The sequence below is a fragment of the Thalassorhabdus alkalitolerans genome (genome assembly GCF_042656525.1).
GTDB lineage: Bacteria > Bacillota > Bacilli > Bacillales > Marinococcaceae > Thalassorhabdus > Thalassorhabdus alkalitolerans.
On the sequence record NZ_JBHSOZ010000002.1, the window covers coordinates 537,566 to 556,340 of the forward strand.

Sequence of the window (18,775 nt, forward strand, 5' to 3'; positions counted from 1 at the left end):
CACATTTGTTTCTTGACAGTAGGATACCCAATTGTTACCCTACTTAATAATATTTAGAGACTGATTAGATTCAGGGAAGACCATAATAGAGAGGATGACAAGTATCGTGCGCACAGATAAGTTTGAAAAAGAAGGATTGACGTTTGATGATGTATTGCTGGTTCCGGACCGGTCTGAAATTCATCCTCGCGAAGTATCAGTGAAAACGACTTTAACAGAAAAACTTCCGCTGAACCTCCCGATCATTAGTGCAGGAATGGACACAGTAACAGAAGCCGGTATGGCTATCGCCATGGCCCGTGAAGGGGGACTTGGCATTATCCATAAGAACATGTCTATTGAACAGCAGGCAGAGCTTGTGGATTTAGTAAAAAGGTCAGAAAGCGGTGTTATTACTAATCCCTTCTTTCTTACACCAGACAGACAGGTATTTGATGCAGAAAAATTAATGGCTAAATACCGTATCTCCGGGGTGCCGATTGTAAATGAAAATCAAAAGCTTGTTGGAATATTAACAAATAGAGACCTTCGGTTTATTGAAGATTATTCCATCAAGATTGAAGAAGTAATGACGAGCAATAATCTTGTTACGGCTCCTGTAGGGACAACCTTAAAGGAAGCTGAAAAAACACTGCAAAAATATAAGATTGAAAAGCTTCCTCTCGTTGATGAAGATGGCACACTTAAAGGTTTAATTACGATCAAAGATATTGAAAAAGTAATCGAGTTTCCAAACTCCGCCAAAGATAAACAGGGACGTCTTCTTGCCGGAGCAGCCGTAGGTGTGACAGAAGATAGTGTTCAACGCGTAAGTGCACTTGTGGATGCGGGGGTAGATGTCATCGTAATTGATACGGCGCACGGTCATTCCAGGGGAGTACTCAACAAAGTGGAAGAAATCCGCAATGAGTTTCCGGATCTTTCAATTATTGCAGGAAATGTAGCTACAGCTGAAGGAACAAGGGATTTAATTACAGCTGGAGCTGATATTGTAAAGGTGGGAATTGGCCCTGGATCTATTTGTACCACTCGCGTTGTTGCAGGAGTAGGAGTCCCTCAAATTACTGCGGTCTACGACTGTGCACAAGAAGCTGGCAAGCATAACGTGCCTATTATTGCAGACGGCGGCATTAAATACTCTGGAGACATCGTAAAAGCACTTGCTGCCGGAGCACATGCGGTTATGCTCGGAAGCTTGCTGGCAGGAGTGTCAGAAAGCCCGGGAGAAAGAGAGATTTATCAAGGACGTCAGTTTAAAGTGTACCGGGGCATGGGCTCACTAGGGGCAATGGAACAAGGAAGTAAAGATCGCTATTTCCAGGAAAAAAATCAAAAGCTTGTACCCGAAGGCATAGAAGGGCGAATTCCTTATAAAGGACCGCTTTCCGATACTCTTCATCAGTTATTAGGGGGTATTCGGGCTGGCATGGGTTATTGTGGCACAAAGACACTGGATGATTTACGAGAAAACGGAAAATTTGTCCGGATAACAAACGCCGGTTTAATTGAAAGTCATCCTCACGACGTTCAAATTACTAAAGAAGCACCAAACTATAGCTTGTAAGCTAAGACCTGGTCTTCAAAACGCCATGGAAGGGGCTGAGTTCTCCGGCCCCCGTTTGGGCAGCCAGGAGAGTAGAAGCTGAAGGCTGTTAACAAAGTAAGCAATTTCAATCGAGCTTTTTCCTTTATTTCCCGGGAAAAGCTCTTTTTGTTAGTAAGATTTATTACCAAGCAAGAGTCTGGAGCACGGTCACCTTCCTGAATTATCCCCGATTTTACCTTCAGAATGAAAACTGCGAGAGCAATCTTCTGTCTTCAGGAGCCACCTGGCAGCAAACAAAGCTGTGTAATAGTGAAAAAGCAACAAAAACAGAAGTGAAAAAAAGATAGAATAGGGTCTCTGGGAATCTATGTTTTTCCATATTCTTATGATAGAATATCTTTTGTGCAAGTCATCATGGAGGTGTAGCAAGTTGGGAAAGAATTTTTTAGGAACAGGGGCAGCCGCTGTACTTAGTAGTTTAGCAGTTTTTGGATTTGCTGGTTCGGCGGAAGCAAGCGGACCGGATCTAGAAGCTGAGGCTGCAATTTTAGTTGATGCAGAAACGGGGAAGATTATTTATCAAGATAACATAGATGTAATACTGCCCCCTGCGAGCATGACAAAGATCATGACAGAATACTTGGTACATGAAGCTATCGAGGAAGGGGAGATCTCCTGGGACCAGACGGTTCCTATAAGTGATAAGGTCAGGGAACTTTCTCACGTTCGAGCTTTGTCAAATGTACCGTTAAGACCTGATGAGGAATACACCGTCCGTGAACTGTATGAATCAATGGCTATATACTCTGCCAATGCAGCGACGATAGCATTAGCTGAATTAATTTCCGGCTCTGAAACAGAGTTTGTCGATAAAATGAACGAAAAAGCTGCTGAATTAGGGCTTGATGAATATGAGTTTGTCAATTCAAGCGGGTTGAATAATAACTCAATGGGAGGCTTGCATCCTGAAGGCACTGGTGCAGATGCAGAGAATATGATGTCTGCCCGGGCAACAGCAAAGCTTGCTTATAACCTGCTGGATGAGTACCCGGAAGTGCTGGAGACAGCTAGCATTGGGCGTAAGTCTTTCAAAGAAGGCACAGATGACGAAATAGATATGGTGAACTGGAACTGGATGCTTCCTGAATTAGATCTTCCTTTTGCCTATGAAGGCCTTGACGGTTTAAAGACAGGGTACACAGACCTTGCGGGAAATGCCTTTACTGCCACAGCGGAAAGAGAGGATCTTCGCTTAATCTCCGTTGTGATGAGGACAGATTCTCGTGAAGCCCGCTTTGAAGAAACAGCAAAGCTTCTGGATTATGGTTTTGATAACTATGAACATGAAGAAGTGGCGGAAGAAGGATACCAAATTGAAGGTCATGAAACATTGCCGGTAAGCAGAGGAACAGAGTCAGAAGTTTCTATTTCAACCGCTGAACCTTTAACGTTGCTGCTGCATCGCAATGAAGAGGCTGATGCGTATACACCCAATTTAACGATTAACGGAGAATTCCTTGATGAAGAGAATCAGCTGACAGCACCTATTGAACAAGGTGAGGTCATTGGGTACATTGATTTTGAATATACTGGTGAGAATAGTGAAGAATATTTAAGTGAACAATTAGAAGAAGCGAAGCGTGTCCCTGTAATTGTTAATGAAGAAGTTGAAAAAGCAGGTTGGTTTTCTTTAGGCATGCGCAGTATCGGCGGTTTCTTCTCAGGGATGTGGAACAACGTTGCAGATACAGTAAAAGGATGGTTTTAATCCCTCTTTTCTTATCTGCTTTAACATGACGAAGAATAATGATACAATATAGAACGGAATGATAGTAAAAATTATCTTACTATTTATAAGGTCGTTTATGATCTAGTTATAAAATGAGCAGGGGGAAAAGGAAAACATGGCAGATAGAGGTACTGATCGAGTAAAACGTGGTATGGCAGAAATGCAAAAAGGCGGCGTCATCATGGACGTGGTAAACGCTGAACAGGCAAAAATTGCAGAAGAAGCAGGCGCAGTTGCTGTAATGGCACTAGAAAGAGTACCGGCAGATATCCGCGCAGCCGGTGGAGTTGCCCGTATGGCAGACCCTACGATTGTTGAAGAAGTGATGGGAGCCGTTTCTATCCCGGTTATGGCCAAAGCCCGTATCGGACATATCGTTGAAGCTCACGTATTAGAAGCTTTAGGAGTAGACTACATTGATGAAAGTGAAGTTTTGACTCCTGCGGATGAAGTGTATCATCTTGACAAAAGAGATTACACCGTGCCGTTTGTATGTGGAGCAAGAGATTTAGGAGAGGCTCTTCGCCGGGTAGGAGAAGGAGCATCAATGCTTCGTACAAAAGGTGAACCAGGTACAGGAAACATTGTTGAAGCTGTGCGTCACATGAGAATGGTACAAGCACAGGTTAAACGTGTTGTTACCATGTCAAAAGACGAGTTAATGACAGAAGCTAAAAACATCGGTGCTCCTTACGAGCTGCTTTTAAATATTCAGGAGAACGGTAAGCTTCCAGTTGTAAACTTTGCTGCCGGCGGAATTGCTACACCAGCGGATGCAGCACTTATGATGCAGCTTGGTGCAGACGGGGTCTTTGTAGGATCCGGGATCTTTAAATCCGAAAGCCCTGAAAAATTTGCCCGTGCTATTGTAGAAGCTACCACTCATTATGAAGATTATAAATTGATTGGTGAGTTATCCAAAGGTTTGGGAACAGCAATGAAAGGTCTTGAGATTTCTACGTTGGCTGCATCAGAGCGCATGCAGGACCGCGGCTGGTAAGAAATCATCCCGGAGTACATTGCTTATCAATACAAACAAGCAAAGGAGCATTATCATGGTGAAAATTGGAGTGCTGGCTCTTCAAGGAGCAGTGCGGGAACACGTGGAATGTTTAGCTGCTCCGGATACGGAAGTCACGATTGTAAAACGCACAGAACAGCTGGAAGACTTGGACGGTTTGGTTTTTCCTGGCGGGGAAAGTACCACTATGCGCCGTTTAATTGATAAATACGATTTTTTTGAACCCCTTAAAAAGTTTGCAGAATCAGGAAAACCAGTATTTGGAACCTGCGCAGGGCTGATTTTAATGTCAAAGGAAATTGCAGGTGAAGGAGAAGGCCATTTAGAACTGATGGATATGGTAGTGGAGCGGAACGCATTTGGCCGTCAGAGAGAGAGTTTTGAAACTCTTATGCCTGTCAAAGACATTGGAGAAGACATACAGGCTGTCTTTATCCGTGCTCCCCTTATTTCTGAAGTTGGTGACAATGTGGAAGTATTGGCCAAATACGGCGAAGAGATCGTGGTAGCCAGACAAGGTCATTTACTCGCATGCTCCTTTCACCCGGAATTAACGACAGATTGCCGTATGCATAGATATTTTGCTACAATGGTAAAAGAAGCCAAAGAACAGTTCGCAACACAAGCGATTTCTTCATAAATTTAATTCGTAGATAGACGCTAGTACTGTTTTATTCTTTTTTCAGAGAACCGATGGCTGGTGTGAATCGGTAAAGAATAAGCAGGAATCCAGTCTGGAGTGAAGGGCTGAATGTAGTAGGTTCTTCCGGTTCATCCGTCGTTATGGGGTGCTAAGAGGAAGACTGGCGTCTTCAATTTAGGGTGGCAACGCGGGAAAAGCTCTCGTCCCTTACCAGGGATGAGGGCTTTTTTTATGGAGAATAGCAGAAAGAAGACAAACGAACAGAAAAAGGAGGCAAAGATGATGCTTGATATTAAAGAACTTAGAAATAACTTCGGAGAAATAAAAGAACAGCTTCAAAAAAGAGGAGAAAACATTGGAGAGATCGACCGGTTCCAGGAACTGGATAAGCGCCGCAGAGAGTTAATTCAAGAAACAGAAACGTTAAAGCAGCAAAGAAATGAAGCGTCACAGCAGGTAGCCCAGCTAAAGAGAGAAAAAAAAGACGCAGACGAGGTAATAAAGAAAACAAAGGAAGCATCTGCAAAAATAAAAGACCTTGATGTGGAGCTGCGGGAAATTGAAGAAGAGTTAGAAACTTTGCTTTTAACAATTCCTAATATCCCCCACGAAAGTGTGCCAGTCGGTAGTGATGAAGATGATAATGAAGAAATAAGAACGTATGGAGAGATTCCGTCTTTCTCTTTTGAAGCGAAAGCCCACTGGGATCTGGCAACAGAGCTAGGAATTGTGGAGTTTGAGAGAGCAAGTAAAGTGACAGGCAGCCGCTTTGCTTTTTATAAGGGGGCAGGAGCCCGTTTAGAGCGAGCCCTTGTCAACTTTATGATGGATCTTCATGAAGATGAGCATGGGTATGAGGAAGTACTGCCCCCATATATGGTAAATCGCACGAGCATGACGGGGACAGGGCAGCTTCCTAAGTTTGAAGAGGATGCCTTTAAGATTAGAGAAGAAGATTATTTTCTTATTCCGACAGCAGAAGTGCCAGTAACAAATTTACATCGTGATGAAATTCTTAATGGTGAAGAACTTCCGATAGGATATACGGCTTTTAGTGCTTGTTTCAGGTCTGAAGCAGGCTCCGCCGGCCGTGACACGAGAGGACTCATTCGTCAGCACCAATTTAACAAAGTGGAGCTGGTGAAATTTGTTAAACCAGAAGATTCTTATAAAGAGCTTGAAAAACTTACTGGACACGCAGAAAAGGTGCTTCAGCTCTTACACCTTCCATACAGGGTCATGAACATGTGTACAGGGGACCTAGGATTTACTGCCGCAAAAAAATACGATATTGAAGTTTGGCTTCCAAGCTACAATGAATATAAAGAAATATCCTCTTGCAGTAACTTCGAATCTTTCCAGGCCAGAAGAGCTAACATACGTTTTAAAAGAGATGCAAAGGCCAAAACAGAATTTGTTCACACGTTAAATGGCTCTGGTTTAGCGGTGGGCCGCACGGTAGCTGCAATCATTGAAAACTATCAGCAAGAAGACGGGACAATAAAAATCCCTGAGGTTCTACAGCCTTATATGAAAAACAAAACTCACATCAGATAAAATAAGCACTCTGTCTTTGGCGAGACAGAGTGCTTTTTATATAAAGATGTACGTGATTTCGCAAAAAATTACGGAATTCGAAGGAAATAGAAAAGGGAGAAAATTGAAGAATATATTACCAAATGGTCTCTAGGCGTTGAAATATGTAGAATTGTAAAAAAATCTTTCAATAATTTTGCTTTTTTCTAAAAACGAATATTGCATTAAATTACAAGTTTCCTTATAATAATCTTAATTCATTCTTTTAATTCTTACGAAAATTATAAATAAAGACGTATATGCGTGAAGATATCGTAACACATTCCTATACTTGGAAAAAATCAGCATGTATAACGAACAAGCCTAGGAAGAGTACATACAAAAAGAAGTGTGAGAGAAATGAACCATTTGGATAATACAGATTTCGCTATCTTAGGGTATTTGCAGGAAAATGGAAAGCGATCATACAGTGAGATTGCTCGTTGTCTTGATGTGAGTGAAGGAACCATTCGTTCCCGAATAAATAAAATGCTTCAGCAGGGAGTATTTGAGTTTATCATTCATACGAACCCAAATAAAGTAGGCTTAAAAGTCCAGGCGATTATTGGCTTTTCTACTCAACTAGGCAAGCAGGAAGAAATTGCGGGGAAATTGCAAAAGTACCCTGAAGTAAGATTTATTGGTGCTTTTTCCGGAAAACATGACCTGATTATTCAGGCCTATTTCAAAAGCAATGAAGATCTTGTTCACTTTGTAAACAAAGAACTATCACAAATTGAGGGTATTCTCACAGCAGATGTAAGCGTGGAGTTAAAGCAGTATAAAGATTCGTTTTCCTATATTATACCCTAACCCTATAGTAGAAAACTAGTTTTTTGGTAAGCCAGGGTCTCAGCATAAATTTTTAAAATATTCAGTAAAGGAAAATAGAGTTAAATTGAGGTGTACCTATGAGTAATGAAGCATTACTAGACGTAAAAGGATTAAAAACATATTTCTATCTTGGAGACCGAGTGGCTAAAGCTGTAGATGGCGTTGATTTTGAAATTAACAAAGGGGAAACAGTAGCTATCGTAGGGGAGTCGGGCAGTGGAAAAAGTATAACCTCCATGTCTATTATGGGTCTGATACCCAGTCCACCGGGAAAAATAGTAGAAGGCTCCATTAAATTAGAGGGGAAAGAAATCGTTAATCTTCCGGAACGGCAAATGCGGAACGTGCGGGGAAATGAAATTGGAATGATTTTTCAGGAGCCAATGACTTCACTGAATCCAGTATTTACTATTGGAAACCAGGTAGCTGAGCCGTTGATAAAGCACAGAGGATACAAAAAGAAGCAGGCTCGGGAAAAAACGATTGAGCTCCTGAAAATGGTTGGTTTTCCTCGTGCCGAAGAAACCATAGACGAATATCCTCATCAGCTTTCCGGGGGGATGAGACAGCGGGTGATGATTGCGATCGCTATGAGCTGTGACCCTAAACTGTTAATAGCTGATGAGCCTACAACAGCGCTGGATGTCACCATTCAAGCTCAAATTCTCGATCTGATGGCTGAAGTGAAGGAAAGAACAAATTCTTCCATATTAATGATTACCCATGACCTTGGCGTCGTCGCTGAGATGGCTGATAGAGTACTAGTGATGTATGGAGGTCAAATTGTAGAAAACGCAGATGCGAAGACACTATTTACGGAACCTAAACATCCATACACCGTCGGTCTGTTAGGGAGCATGCCTCAGCTTGACGATGAAAAAGAACGGCTGGAATCTATACCTGGTACTGTACCGCCGGCCCATAACTTTCCTCAAGGATGCCGGTTTGCTCCCCGCTGTAAGCATGCGATGAAAGAATGCACAACGGAAGTGCCGGACCTTCGGGATACAGGGAATAGGCAAAAAGTCCGCTGTATTCTCTATGAAGAGAGTCAAGGAGGTCAGCATTCATGAACACTACAAAAGAGAAACAACAGAACCAGCATGACGTTCAAAACCGTGAAAAGTTAGTAGAAGTTAAAAATATAAAAAAATACTTTCCTATCAAGGGAGGGTTCTTAAAAAGAACTGTAGCCCATGTGAAAGCAGTTGATGATATCACTTTTGACGTCTACAAAGGAGAAACCTTAGGAATTGTGGGAGAGTCAGGGTCTGGAAAATCGACCTTAGGAAGAATGATCCTTCGTCTTCTTGATTCTACTGAAGGAGAGATCCGTTTTGACGGACAAGAGATAACAAATATCTCTCAACGAAAAATGCGAAATTTAAGAAAAGAAATGCAGACGATTTTTCAGGATCCCTACGCATCTTTAAATCCAAGAATGAGTGTAGGAGAAATCATAGAAGAGCCGATGGTCGTTCAAAAGCTCATGAGCAAAAATGAACGGGAAAAAAGAGTCATAAATCTTCTTGAAACAGTGGGTCTGAACGAAAGTGCAAGGAACAAATATCCCCATGAATTTTCCGGCGGCCAGCGGCAGCGAATAGGGATTGCCCGTGCTCTTTCGACTCGTCCGAAGCTGATTATAGGTGATGAACCCGTTTCCGCCCTGGACGTTTCAGTTCAGTCACAAGTTCTTAACCTGATGGAAGATTTACAGGATGAATACGGGTTAACATACATCTTTATTGCTCATGACCTCAGCGTGGTTAAGCATATCAGCGACCGTGTGGCTGTGATGTATCTTGGAAAGCTGGCAGAAATTGCTCCTAAGGAATCAATATACAAAAAACCACTTCATCCATACACACAGGCCTTAATATCGGCTGTACCGACAACCAATGTAGAAGAAGAAAAAGAAAGGGTGGTCTTAGAGGGTGACTTGCCGAGCCCTTCTAACCCTCCTTCAGGTTGTCCGTTCCACACGAGATGTCCGGAAGCTCATGAAAGATGCAAAATAGAACGGCCTCAATTAACAAATATGGGTGGAGGACATTATGTTGCTTGTCACTTGTACACCGAGCCTGAACCTAAAATTGCTGAAAATGCCGAACAAGACTAACCTATTCAGCTTTTAACCTGTACAGGAGGTGACGCGGGTATAGGAGGAGAGGGAAGAGTCAAAAAAGTTTGCTGGTTTAGAAAATAAAAGGGGGTCACAAAAGATGAAACATAAAAGTTTGTTATTTTTACTATCTACAGGTCTTATCTTGTCAGCGTGTAATGGCGGCGATGAGGATTTTGAAGAAGGTGCAGATCCGGCAGAAGACGGCGCGGAAACAGAGACAGATGGAGAAAACGGTGAAACGGCAGGAGAGCCTCAAGAAGGCGGAAATATAAATCTTGCCATGTATTCCGCACCAGATCACCAGTTTAATCCAATTTACTATCAATCCTCATATGATAATAATATCCTGGAGTTCACACATGAAAAGCTTTTTGAACAGAACGAAGACCTAGAATTTTACGGGGAACTTGCAGAAGAATACGAATTAAATGATGAGCAAACAGAAATGACTGTTCAGCTTCGTGAAGATGTCGTATGGCATGATGGCGAGCCATTTACTGCAGACGATGTCGTGTTTACTTATACTGCTATCGCTGACCCAGAATATACAGGTGTTCGTACAAGCTATGCAGATTCACTGTTAGGCTATGATGAGTTTAAAGCCGGTGATACGGAGGAGTTTGAAGGTGTGGAAGCTGTAGATGAACATACGGTTGTATTTCGGTGGGAAGAGCCTACTGTAACACCAGAATACGATGCCAGCTTCTTTATTATTCCAGAGCATGTGTTTGGTGATGTTCCTGCTGATGAAATGGAACAACATTCTGCTTCCTCTAACCCTGGGGAAATCATTGGAACAGGGCCGTTTGAGTTTACCGCAGCTGTAGAAGGGGATCGCTATGAGCTTGAAGCATTTGAGGATTACTGGAAAGGTAGACCTCATCTTGATAGTGTGACCTGGAGAGTGGTTGACCAATCTGTTATGACTGGTTTACTGGATAATGGTGAGATTCACATGGTGGCTGAACCAGACGGAATCGTGCCAAATGATGTGGAAAGTGTTGAAGCGCTGGGGAATGTGAACCTTTACCAGCCTCAAGATTTAGGTTACCAATACATGGGTCTTAAATTGGCTCACCGTCCAAGTGAGGATGTGGAAGCCGGTGTAGTTGATCCTGATAATTTCATTGTTAACGAAAAACTTGAAGACAAGCGTGTGCGTCAAGCTCTTGTCTATGGTATTAATCGTGAAGCGATGATTGAAGGACTCCTTCATGGTTCTGGAGAGGTCCTCCACGCTCCATTCCCGGAAGCTTCCTGGGCATATGATGAAGATGCGCCAGTGAAATATGAGTACGACCCGGATCAGGCACGTGCCCTTCTTGAAGATGCCGGTTTTGAAGATGTAACAGGCGATGGCTTCTATGAAGATCCAGATGGAGAAGAATACGTATTGAACCTTGAATACCCTACTGGAAATGAAGCTCGTGAGAATGCGGCTTTAGTTATCGGGGAGAACCTTCAGGATATTGGTATTAATGTAAATGTGCAGCAGCCTCGTGAATTTTCTGCTCATGCTGACCGAGTTGAGGATGATGAGAGAAGCATGGATCTTTACCTTATGGGCTGGAGCTTAGCATCTGGCGATCCGGATCCTGCAGTCTATTTCCAGTCTGATGTGGCTTATAACTATACGCGCTGGAATGATGAGCATAGTGACGAACTCATTGCAGCTGGCGTACAAGCTCCAGAAGCATTTGATGAAGAGTACCGAATGGAAGTGTATGCAGAGTGGGCGGAGCATGTATCTGAAGAAGTTCCTATGGTCTTCTTATGGTCTCCAATCAATAACTTTGCATACGTCGACAGCCTCCAGGGAGTTACTGAACACCCTGCCAATATGTACAAAGATACACACGAGTGGTACCTCGCCGAATAAGGCTGTATAAGATGGTAAATGGCGTGTGGTGAATATGCCACACGCCATTGCTATGAGAGGGAGAAGGAGGAAAACATGTACAAGTATATACTAAGGCGCGTACTTGTCTTCATTCCGATGTTATTTATTGTGACAGTTGTTGTGTTTGCCCTTGCGTATTTAGCGCCAGGGGATCCTTTAACAGGCCAGCAGCTCGATCCTACGATTGACCCGGAAGTTTTAGAGCAGCGTCGAGAAGCATTGGGATTAAATGAACCACCCCATGTTCAATATGCAAATTGGCTCTCTAATGTGGCAAGAGGGAACCTGGGTGATTCATTGCACTACTCGGGACGAACAGTGCAGGAGCTTATCCTATCGAGGGTGCCCAATACAATTTATTTAGCGGTATTTTCTTTATTTGTCACGATTATTGTCGGTTTGCCTATAGGGATTTATTCAGCTCGTAAGCAATACACCGTAGTAGATTATTCTGCTACTACATTTGGTTTTTTGGGACTGGCAACACCTAACTTTTTTGCTGCACTGGTGGCGATTTATTTCTTTTCGTTCCAGTTAGGGTGGTTTCCAGCACAGGGAACGGTATCATCGACGAGTTTGACAGGGTTTGAAGCCTTTATTGATCGATTACATCATTTAGTTCTTCCAGGGATCACCCTGGGATTGGCAAGTACTGCCATTTACATGCGCTACATCAGATCTGAAATGCTAGACGTCATGGGAAGTGACTTTATTCGAACCGCACGTGCTAAAGGGTTAGGAGAAAACAGTGTTCTTTATAAGCACACCCTTCGAAACGCATTGATTCCAATCATCACATTACTTGGGTTTGAGTTTGGAACCCTGTTAAGCGGGGCGGTAGTGATTGAAGCCACCTTTAACTTCCCAGGACTAGGACAACTCTTTTTAACAGGAATAATGAACAGGGACTTTCCGTTAATAATGGGGATAAATTTATTAGTTGGAGTTACGATATTAGTCGGTAACTTGTTAGCGGATATTTTCTACGCTGTAGTTGATCCGCGAATTCGCTACGATTGAGGTGAAAGACATGAGTGATCCTAGATCTACAGAACAAATGGATAACACAGACCCAGGTGCACCTGAACCGAGCGAAGGACAAGAAAAGGAAAAGCACTATAGTCCCACCCAACTCGCTTTGCGGCGCTTTATCCGCAATAAGTTAGCGGTTATCGGTCTCGTTATCTTTATTTTAATAACTATTGTATCCTTTAGTGCTCCGTTAATAACAGACATTGACCCGACAAGAACGGACTTGTTAAACGTACATGCTGATCCAAATTCTACTAATCTTCTAGGGACGGACAGTTCAGGGAGAGATAACTTTGCCCGATTATTGTACGGTGGGCAGGTGTCTATTCAAGTAGGGGTATTTATTACCCTTATCGTTACAGTGATTGGTGTTGTGTTTGGCTCATTAGCTGGGTACTACGGGGGAATTGTGGATAGTGCTATTATGCGTTTGGCTGACCTTTTTTTAATCTTTCCATTCTTGCTTATGGTGTTAACAGTAGTAACTATTTTAGAGGAAACGACTATTTTCATATTCGTGGTGACTTTAGGTTTAATTACGTGGCCAAATATCACCCGTATTATTAGAGGGAATTATTTATCTTTAAGGGAAAAAGAATACGTACTTAGTGCGAGATCAATAGGCGCCTCAGATCTTCGGATTATCGGGAAGCATATGATCCCGAATGCTGTCGGTCCGATTATCGTCAATGCTACCGTCATTATGGCACAAATGATCATCTTAGAATCTGCATTAAGTTTCCTTGGTTTTGGGATTCCGCAGCCTACACCAACGTGGGGATCTATGCTGAGTGAAGCCACAAGCTTAAATATATTAACAAATCAGCCATGGGCCTGGCTGCCGCCTGGTCTTCTGATTGTGTTGACTGTCTTATCTATTAACTTCGTCGGTGATGGGTTACGAGATGCGTTTGATCCTAAAAGCCAAAGATAACAAAAGAGCTGTTCCGGTTGGAACGGCTCTTTTACTACATTTTAAATTTTTTTTAGAAAACTGCTTGCATGGGTTATGACCTTATGCTATTATAGTTCTTGTCAGCCAAAAAGACATAAACAAGCACGGAGGAGTACCCAAGTCCGGCTGAAGGGAGCGGTCTTGAAAACCGCCAGGGGCTTTGCGGCCCGCGGGGGTTCGAATCCCTCCTCCTCCGCCATAATACTTACTATTACAAGCATACCTTTTGTCAAAGGGTATGCTTTTTTATACTTAAATAGTGTTACTGGGATGAGAGAGGTGGTGAGCATTTGATGGAGGAACATGATCAACGTTTTATGAAGGAAGCAATAAATGAGGCTCTTAGAGCTCAGGAAAAGGGAGAGGTCCCAATTGGTGCCGTCATTGTTTTTAAAGGGGAAATTATTGCAAGAGGTCATAATGAAAGAGAAACCAGACAGCGTTCGGATGCTCATGCTGAAATGATTGCTATAGAAAAGGCATGTGAGTATATGGGTTCCTGGCGGTTGGAAGATTGTACATTGTACGTTACGTTAGAGCCTTGCCCTATGTGTGCGGGGGCTCTGGTTCAGGCCAGAGTTCCACGCGTAGTGTTTGGCGCTGTCGACCCAAAAGCAGGATGTGCCGGTACGCTGATGAACCTTCTTGATGACTCCCGTTTCAATCACCGGGCTGACGTAAGGGCGGGTATCCTTGAAGAGGAGTGCGGGCTGTTATTGACTTCCTTTTTTCAGGAGTTGCGCAAAAAAAAGAAAGAAAAGAAAAGACAAAAATCTGACCTTTTTTAGATTGGCTGCCTCTGGTTTCTCATGATATAGTTACCTTAGAGGTTTTAGAAGTGGAGGGAGAACGGTGCAACCGAATCAATTTTCTTTAGAAACAGCACAAAGGCTTGCTGAAAAACTTAATATGCCGCTAGAGCATATCATGCATACGCCGCCTCATGTGATTATGGCTAAGATTGCTGAATTGGAAAAAAAGCAGGAAAACACCGCAAACGAGAAATAAAAATTTTCTACGAAGAACCTCTTGCATTTTGTATCAAGAGTATGTAGAATGAGAAATGCGTCGCTGAAATGCTGACGCCTAACAATGTTATCAAATTTGTCGTGCTAGGCGGGGAGGTAGCGGTGCCCTGTACTCGCAATCCGCTATAGCGAGGCTTAATCCCTTCTCGAGGTTTTGTCTCCGTAAGGTCTGCCCTGAATAAGTGGTGTTGACGCCCGGGTTCTGCGCAACGGGAACCCGTGAACCCTGTCAGGTCCGGAAGGAAGCAGCAGTAAGCGGCCACTTCCGTGTGCCGCAGAGTCGCCTGGGTCTAGCTAACTGTTCAGGTAACGCTTATGGAGGCATTATCAACAGAAGGTGCACGGCTTTAATAAATGAAATGATCAAACGGCTCCGTCGGGGTCGTTTTTTTGTACATAAAATTATTGAAAAGAAAAGTCCGGAATTGGTTGTATCCTTGCTTTGAATTATGCGCTTGAGACCGGTATAATTAGGGATGAATGTCAGCCGGTTAAAGGAGGAACGGGAGTGAGCTACCAGGCGCTTTACAGGGTATGGAGACCACGGCAGCTAAGCGATGTGGTGGGACAGGAGCATATTACAAAGACACTGCAGAATGCTCTAATCCAGGAAAAGTTCTCTCACGCCTATTTATTTACTGGGCCCAGGGGGACAGGAAAAACAAGCGCAGCCAAAATCATCGCTAAAGCCATCAACTGTGAACACGCTCCCGTAAAAGAACCTTGTAATGAGTGTTCTTCTTGCCGGGGGATAGGAGATGGATCAATTGTTGATGTAATGGAGATAGATGCGGCTTCGAACAACGGGGTCGACGAAATCCGTTATATCCGTGAAAATGTAATGGCTGCACCTAGAGATATCAGGTATAAAGTGTACATTATAGATGAAGTGCATATGCTTTCTACAGGAGCGTTCAATGCGCTTTTAAAAACGCTTGAAGAGCCTCCGAAGCATGTTGTTTTTATACTTGCAACAACGGAACCTCATAAGATTCCCTTAACAATTATATCTCGCTGCCAGCGTTTTGATTTTAAACGAATATCCAGCCAGGCCCTCGTTGGCCGAATGGAATATATCTTAGAAGAGCAGCATATTGAGGCAGAACAAGAAGCTCTCCATTTGATTGGCCGTGCAGCCGAGGGCGGTATGAGGGATGCATTGAGTCTGTTAGACCAGGCCATTTCTTTTGCTGAAGATAGGGTGACATCTGCTGATGTGCTTGCTATTACCGGAGCTGTGTCACAGCAATTTTTGACTGATACAGCCAGGGCATTAAAGGACAAAGATACAGCAAAAGCGATCAAGACAGCAGACGCATTAATAAGAGAGGGGAAAGATCCCCTTCGCTTTATGGAAGACTTAATTTATTACTTCCGGGATATGCTTTTATATAAAACAGCACCGGAGCTGGATGAAGTGCTTGACCGTGTGAGAGTGGAGGAAAGCTTCGAGGAGACAGCCCAGTCCATTGACACTCCATGGTTATATGAAGTAATTGATAAGTTGAACCACTATCATCAGGAGATGAAGTGGGCAAGCCACCCCAAAATTTTTTTGGAGCTATCTTTAATCAATGTTTGTTATGTAGAAAACCAGGCTGAAGGAACAAGCTCTGCAGAGGTCCAGGAATTACACAAGAAGCTCAGCCGGATGGAAAAAGAGCTGGAGACGTTGAAAAAACAGGGAGTGCCTGCCGCTGCAGGAAGAAAAGAAGAATCGCAGCCAAAATCCCGAGTGGCGCCTTCTGTTTCTTCCTCCAAACAGGGCGGGGTTAATTTAGCCGGACTGGGCAAAGTCAAAGAAATGCTAGGTTCGGCTTCGAAACAGGAACTTCAAGTCATTTCTTCTAAATGGCCGGAAGTAATGAATAAAATTAAAAGCGAAAGTGTCCCGGCCAGTGCCTGGGCAAGTGATTCTAAGCCGGTGGCGGCCACAGGGGATTCTGTGCTCCTGGCATTTCAAAACGAGATGCACAGAAACATGGTGGACTCAAAGTTCCGCTCATTAGTTGAAAGCGCGATTGAAACGATCAGCGGGAAGCCGATGACTCTTATTACCATTCTTATGGGCCAATGGGAAAAGGTTAAGGAAGATTATATGCGGAGCCAGCTCAGCAGCCAGACAGAAGACGAGGCAGGAACGGAGCCGATTGTTGACGAAGCCATTAAATTAGTAGGTTCTGATTTAATAGAAATTGTAGAAAGTGAATAGTGACTATATTAGGAGGCGTGAGAAATGAAAAATATGGGTAGTATGATGAAACAAATGCAAAAGATGCAAAAACAGATGCAAAAAGCACAAGAAGAACTGAAAGAAAAAACTGTTGAGGCGACAGCAGGTGGAGGAGCGGTTAAGGTTATCGCTTCTGGTGACAAGCGAATTGTAGATATTGAAATTGATGAAGATGTAGTAGATCCAGAGGATGTAGAAATGCTTCAAGACTTGGTTCTAGCCGCAACAAATGAAGCACTAAAACAAGTAGACGAGTTAGTAGAACAAGATATGGGCAAGTTCACGAAAGGGATGAACCTGCCTGGGATGTTCTAAATTAGGAGGAGTGTTCGGTGCAGTACCCTGCCCCTATTTCAAAGCTTATTGACGGGTTTATGAAACTCCCGGGAATCGGGCCAAAGACAGCCAGCCGTCTTGCTTTTTACGTGTTAGACATGAAGGAAGATGACGTCCTGGACTTTGCCAAAGCCCTCGTTAACGCAAAAAGAGATTTGACGTACTGTTCAGTATGCCACCATATAACAGATACTGATCCATGCAGGATATGTGAGGATAAACAACGAGATCAAACCGTTCTTTGTGTAGTGCAAGATTCAAAAGATGTGATGGCGATGGAGAAGATGCGCGAGTATCATGGCTTGTATCACGTGCTTCATGGAGAAATTTCCCCTATGGAGGGAATCGGGCCGGAAGATATTAAAATTCCTGAACTTCTTAAAAGACTTCAAGATGACACAGTGACTGAAATCATTGTGGCAACAAACCCTACGATTGAAGGGGAGGCCACTGCCATGTACATTTCCCGCCTTGTTAAACCTACAGGAATTAAGGTAACAAGGATTGCACACGGGCTTCCTGTAGGAGGAGATCTGGAGTACGCGGATGAAGTAACGTTATCAAGAGCGATCGAGGGACGACGTGAGTTATAGGAAAGAGGATGCCGATGTTATTTAAAAAGAAAAGAATCCGGCAAAAAGAAAGAGAGAGGCTCGTGCGTTTAATCGGGGAAATGAAGCACCAGCTGGAAAGACAGCAGGCATTTGTATCAAAAAGTGTAGAGCCGTCAAGAGAAGTGTTGGCTGATGTTAAGCTTACAGAAGCCAAGTATTTATTTCTCTTAAAAGAAGCAAGACAAAAGAAGGTAAGCGGAGTGAGTAAGTAAAAAAGCACCTTCATCCTTCATATTGAAGAGGCACCCACGTTTTTTTAAAGCGTGGGTTTCTTTGTATTATTTATTTGGCCCCTTTTGTTCACTTGCTCTTTTCTGCAGTCAGCAGAAGTAAAGCCGGTATATCTGTTTTTCGCTCCCCTCCTTTACCTTAATGATTATGGAAGATGAATGAAGGAAAGCTTATCCTGATATGGGCTGCTGTTTTTAGGGGAAGGACCAGTCTGAAGTGCCTTTACTTCTAACAGGTATTTTAAGGGGAAAGATTTTTTAGGATGGACATACATATAGAGTAAACAAGTGAGTGGAAAGGCTAGGTGAACGAAAGTGGACCCGATACTACTTATTTCAGCATTAGGCTTGCTCGTCTTTTTTATTTTATTTGTCACTGGGCCCTTTAAGCCCTTTCGGTGGATTGGAAAAGGGGTCATACGTTTGATGATTGGAGCTCTTGCTTTATTCTTTTTAAATGTCTTTGGGAGTGCAGTGGGTTATCATATCCCTTTAAACCTCTTTACAGTTTCGATCTCCGGGTTGCTGGGCATTCCTGGAGTGGCACTTCTCGTAGTCGTCGATTTATTGATTCTTCCATAGAGAGAAAAAGTTTAGGCGGGGTCCTTAAAAGTCCCTGCTTTTTTTTTGATGGGTGAGTGATCTTCCATTTATAATGTTCTTTTTTATCATTCTCAGTCAAAATACAAAAAAAGTGTTGCATGTGTTTTAAGGACATGATATATTATTACTTGTCGCTGTTGAGGACAGCAATTATAATTAAAAAGTTGTTGACATTAAAAACAACTTCTGATAATATTAATTGAGTCGCTGTTGAGGCGGCAATTCATAGATTGCTAGATTGTCCTTTGAAAATCGAATGAAAGTCAAACGTCAGTTAATTTCTATTAAAGTAAGTTAAGTTAGTTTCA

At 43.0% G+C, this 18,775-nt stretch carries 18 protein-coding genes, 1 tRNA gene, 1 other RNA gene and 1 other annotated feature; all 20 genes read left to right on the forward strand.

Annotated features, from left to right (window positions below; all coding sequences use genetic code 11):
* The first annotated feature begins 94 nt into the window (after positions 1-94).
* The 20 genes from guaB (at position 95) to ACFPU1_RS02610 (ending at position 18,446) form a co-directional block, all read left to right on the forward strand.
* Complete coding sequence (guaB, locus tag ACFPU1_RS02515) at positions 95-1,564, forward strand: IMP dehydrogenase (RefSeq protein ID WP_385938170.1); 1,470 nt, start codon at positions 95-97, stop codon at positions 1,562-1,564.
* Positions 1,565-1,976: 412 nt separating this feature from the next.
* The gene (locus ACFPU1_RS02520; protein WP_385938172.1) at positions 1,977-3,314 is read left to right on the forward strand and encodes a D-alanyl-D-alanine carboxypeptidase family protein; all 1,338 of its coding nucleotides are present in this window, start codon (positions 1,977-1,979) and stop codon (positions 3,312-3,314) included.
* 136 nt (positions 3,315-3,450) lie between these two features.
* Positions 3,451-4,335 (forward strand): pyridoxal 5'-phosphate synthase lyase subunit PdxS, encoded by an 885-nt coding sequence (pdxS, locus tag ACFPU1_RS02525; protein ID WP_054636235.1) that lies wholly within the window; start codon positions 3,451-3,453, stop codon positions 4,333-4,335.
* A gap of 55 nt (positions 4,336-4,390) precedes the next feature.
* Positions 4,391-4,996: a pyridoxal 5'-phosphate synthase glutaminase subunit PdxT gene (gene pdxT / locus ACFPU1_RS02530; RefSeq protein WP_385938176.1), complete on the forward strand. Its 606-nt coding sequence runs from the start codon at positions 4,391-4,393 to the stop codon at positions 4,994-4,996.
* Between the two features lies 1 nt (position 4,997).
* Positions 4,998-5,210: a binding site (T-box leader), on the forward strand.
* Positions 5,211-5,281: 71 nt separating this feature from the next.
* A complete protein-coding gene (gene serS, locus ACFPU1_RS02535) occupies positions 5,282-6,556 on the forward strand; it encodes a serine--tRNA ligase (protein ID WP_385938254.1) in 1,275 nt (424 codons plus the stop codon).
* Between the two features lie 378 nt (positions 6,557-6,934).
* Positions 6,935-7,387, forward strand: coding sequence for an Lrp/AsnC family transcriptional regulator (locus ACFPU1_RS02540; RefSeq protein ID WP_054636314.1), 453 nt, complete (start codon positions 6,935-6,937; stop codon positions 7,385-7,387).
* 98 nt (positions 7,388-7,485) lie between these two features.
* Positions 7,486-8,481, forward strand: coding sequence for an ABC transporter ATP-binding protein (locus tag ACFPU1_RS02545; RefSeq protein WP_385938180.1), 996 nt, complete (start codon positions 7,486-7,488; stop codon positions 8,479-8,481).
* A complete protein-coding gene (locus ACFPU1_RS02550) occupies positions 8,478-9,530 on the forward strand; it encodes an ABC transporter ATP-binding protein (RefSeq protein ID WP_385938183.1) in 1,053 nt (350 codons plus the stop codon). The genes ACFPU1_RS02545 and ACFPU1_RS02550 overlap by 4 nt, the downstream gene beginning before the upstream one ends.
* Positions 9,531-9,633: 103 nt before the next feature.
* A complete protein-coding gene (locus tag ACFPU1_RS02555) occupies positions 9,634-11,415 on the forward strand; it encodes an ABC transporter substrate-binding protein (protein WP_385938186.1) in 1,782 nt (593 codons plus the stop codon).
* A gap of 75 nt (positions 11,416-11,490) precedes the next feature.
* Positions 11,491-12,456 (forward strand): ABC transporter permease, encoded by a 966-nt coding sequence (locus ACFPU1_RS02560; protein WP_385938189.1) that lies wholly within the window; start codon positions 11,491-11,493, stop codon positions 12,454-12,456.
* 10 nt (positions 12,457-12,466) lie between these two features.
* Complete coding sequence (opp4C, locus tag ACFPU1_RS02565; RefSeq protein ID WP_385938192.1) at positions 12,467-13,402, forward strand: oligopeptide ABC transporter permease; 936 nt, start codon at positions 12,467-12,469, stop codon at positions 13,400-13,402.
* A gap of 127 nt (positions 13,403-13,529) precedes the next feature.
* Positions 13,530-13,622, forward strand: a tRNA-Ser gene (locus tag ACFPU1_RS02570).
* A gap of 94 nt (positions 13,623-13,716) precedes the next feature.
* Complete coding sequence (gene tadA, locus ACFPU1_RS02575) at positions 13,717-14,211, forward strand: tRNA adenosine(34) deaminase TadA (protein WP_385938257.1); 495 nt, start codon at positions 13,717-13,719, stop codon at positions 14,209-14,211.
* Positions 14,212-14,275: 64 nt separating this feature from the next.
* Entirely contained in the window at positions 14,276-14,431 is a 156-nt protein-coding gene (locus tag ACFPU1_RS02580; RefSeq protein ID WP_083465382.1) for a YycC family protein, read from the forward strand.
* A 99-nt stretch (positions 14,432-14,530) separates the two neighbouring features.
* An RNA gene (ffs, locus tag ACFPU1_RS02585) (signal recognition particle sRNA large type) lies at positions 14,531-14,796 on the forward strand.
* 163 nt (positions 14,797-14,959) lie between these two features.
* Entirely contained in the window at positions 14,960-16,663 is a 1,704-nt protein-coding gene (gene dnaX / locus ACFPU1_RS02590; protein ID WP_385938196.1) for a DNA polymerase III subunit gamma/tau, read from the forward strand.
* Between the two features lie 24 nt (positions 16,664-16,687).
* A complete protein-coding gene (locus tag ACFPU1_RS02595) occupies positions 16,688-16,999 on the forward strand; it encodes a YbaB/EbfC family nucleoid-associated protein (protein ID WP_385938199.1) in 312 nt (103 codons plus the stop codon).
* A gap of 17 nt (positions 17,000-17,016) precedes the next feature.
* On the forward strand, positions 17,017-17,613 hold the full coding sequence (gene recR, locus ACFPU1_RS02600; protein WP_100400521.1) for a recombination mediator RecR: 597 nt from the start codon (positions 17,017-17,019) through the stop codon (positions 17,611-17,613).
* Between the two features lie 14 nt (positions 17,614-17,627).
* Positions 17,628-17,846, forward strand: coding sequence for a YaaL family protein (locus tag ACFPU1_RS02605; RefSeq protein ID WP_054636230.1), 219 nt, complete (start codon positions 17,628-17,630; stop codon positions 17,844-17,846).
* Between the two features lie 333 nt (positions 17,847-18,179).
* Positions 18,180-18,446, forward strand: coding sequence for a pro-sigmaK processing inhibitor BofA family protein (locus ACFPU1_RS02610; protein WP_385938204.1), 267 nt, complete (start codon positions 18,180-18,182; stop codon positions 18,444-18,446).
* Positions 18,447-18,775 lie beyond the last annotated feature (329 nt).

Bases quoted from the DNA above. Each gene is read 5' to 3' on its own strand.
- ACFPU1_RS02550 (WP_385938183.1), top strand. From the start codon at position 8,478: ATGAACACTACAAAAGAGAAACAACAGAACCAGCATGACGTTCAAAAC.
- pdxS (WP_054636235.1), top strand. From the start codon at position 3,451: ATGGCAGATAGAGGTACTGATCGAGTAAAACGTGGTATGGCAGAAATG.
- ACFPU1_RS02605 (WP_054636230.1), top strand. From the start codon at position 17,628: ATGTTATTTAAAAAGAAAAGAATCCGGCAAAAAGAAAGAGAGAGGCTC.
- ACFPU1_RS02595 (WP_385938199.1), top strand. From the start codon at position 16,688: ATGAAAAATATGGGTAGTATGATGAAACAAATGCAAAAGATGCAAAAA.
- pdxT (WP_385938176.1), top strand. From the start codon at position 4,391: ATGGTGAAAATTGGAGTGCTGGCTCTTCAAGGAGCAGTGCGGGAACAC.
- ACFPU1_RS02560 (WP_385938189.1), top strand. From the start codon at position 11,491: ATGTACAAGTATATACTAAGGCGCGTACTTGTCTTCATTCCGATGTTA.
- ACFPU1_RS02555 (WP_385938186.1), top strand. From the start codon at position 9,634: ATGAAACATAAAAGTTTGTTATTTTTACTATCTACAGGTCTTATCTTG.
- guaB (WP_385938170.1), top strand. From the start codon at position 95: ATGACAAGTATCGTGCGCACAGATAAGTTTGAAAAAGAAGGATTGACG.
- serS (WP_385938254.1), top strand. From the start codon at position 5,282: ATGCTTGATATTAAAGAACTTAGAAATAACTTCGGAGAAATAAAAGAA.
- opp4C (WP_385938192.1), top strand. From the start codon at position 12,467: ATGAGTGATCCTAGATCTACAGAACAAATGGATAACACAGACCCAGGT.
- ACFPU1_RS02540 (WP_054636314.1), top strand. From the start codon at position 6,935: ATGAACCATTTGGATAATACAGATTTCGCTATCTTAGGGTATTTGCAG.
- ACFPU1_RS02545 (WP_385938180.1), top strand. From the start codon at position 7,486: ATGAGTAATGAAGCATTACTAGACGTAAAAGGATTAAAAACATATTTC.
- tadA (WP_385938257.1), top strand. From the start codon at position 13,717: ATGGAGGAACATGATCAACGTTTTATGAAGGAAGCAATAAATGAGGCT.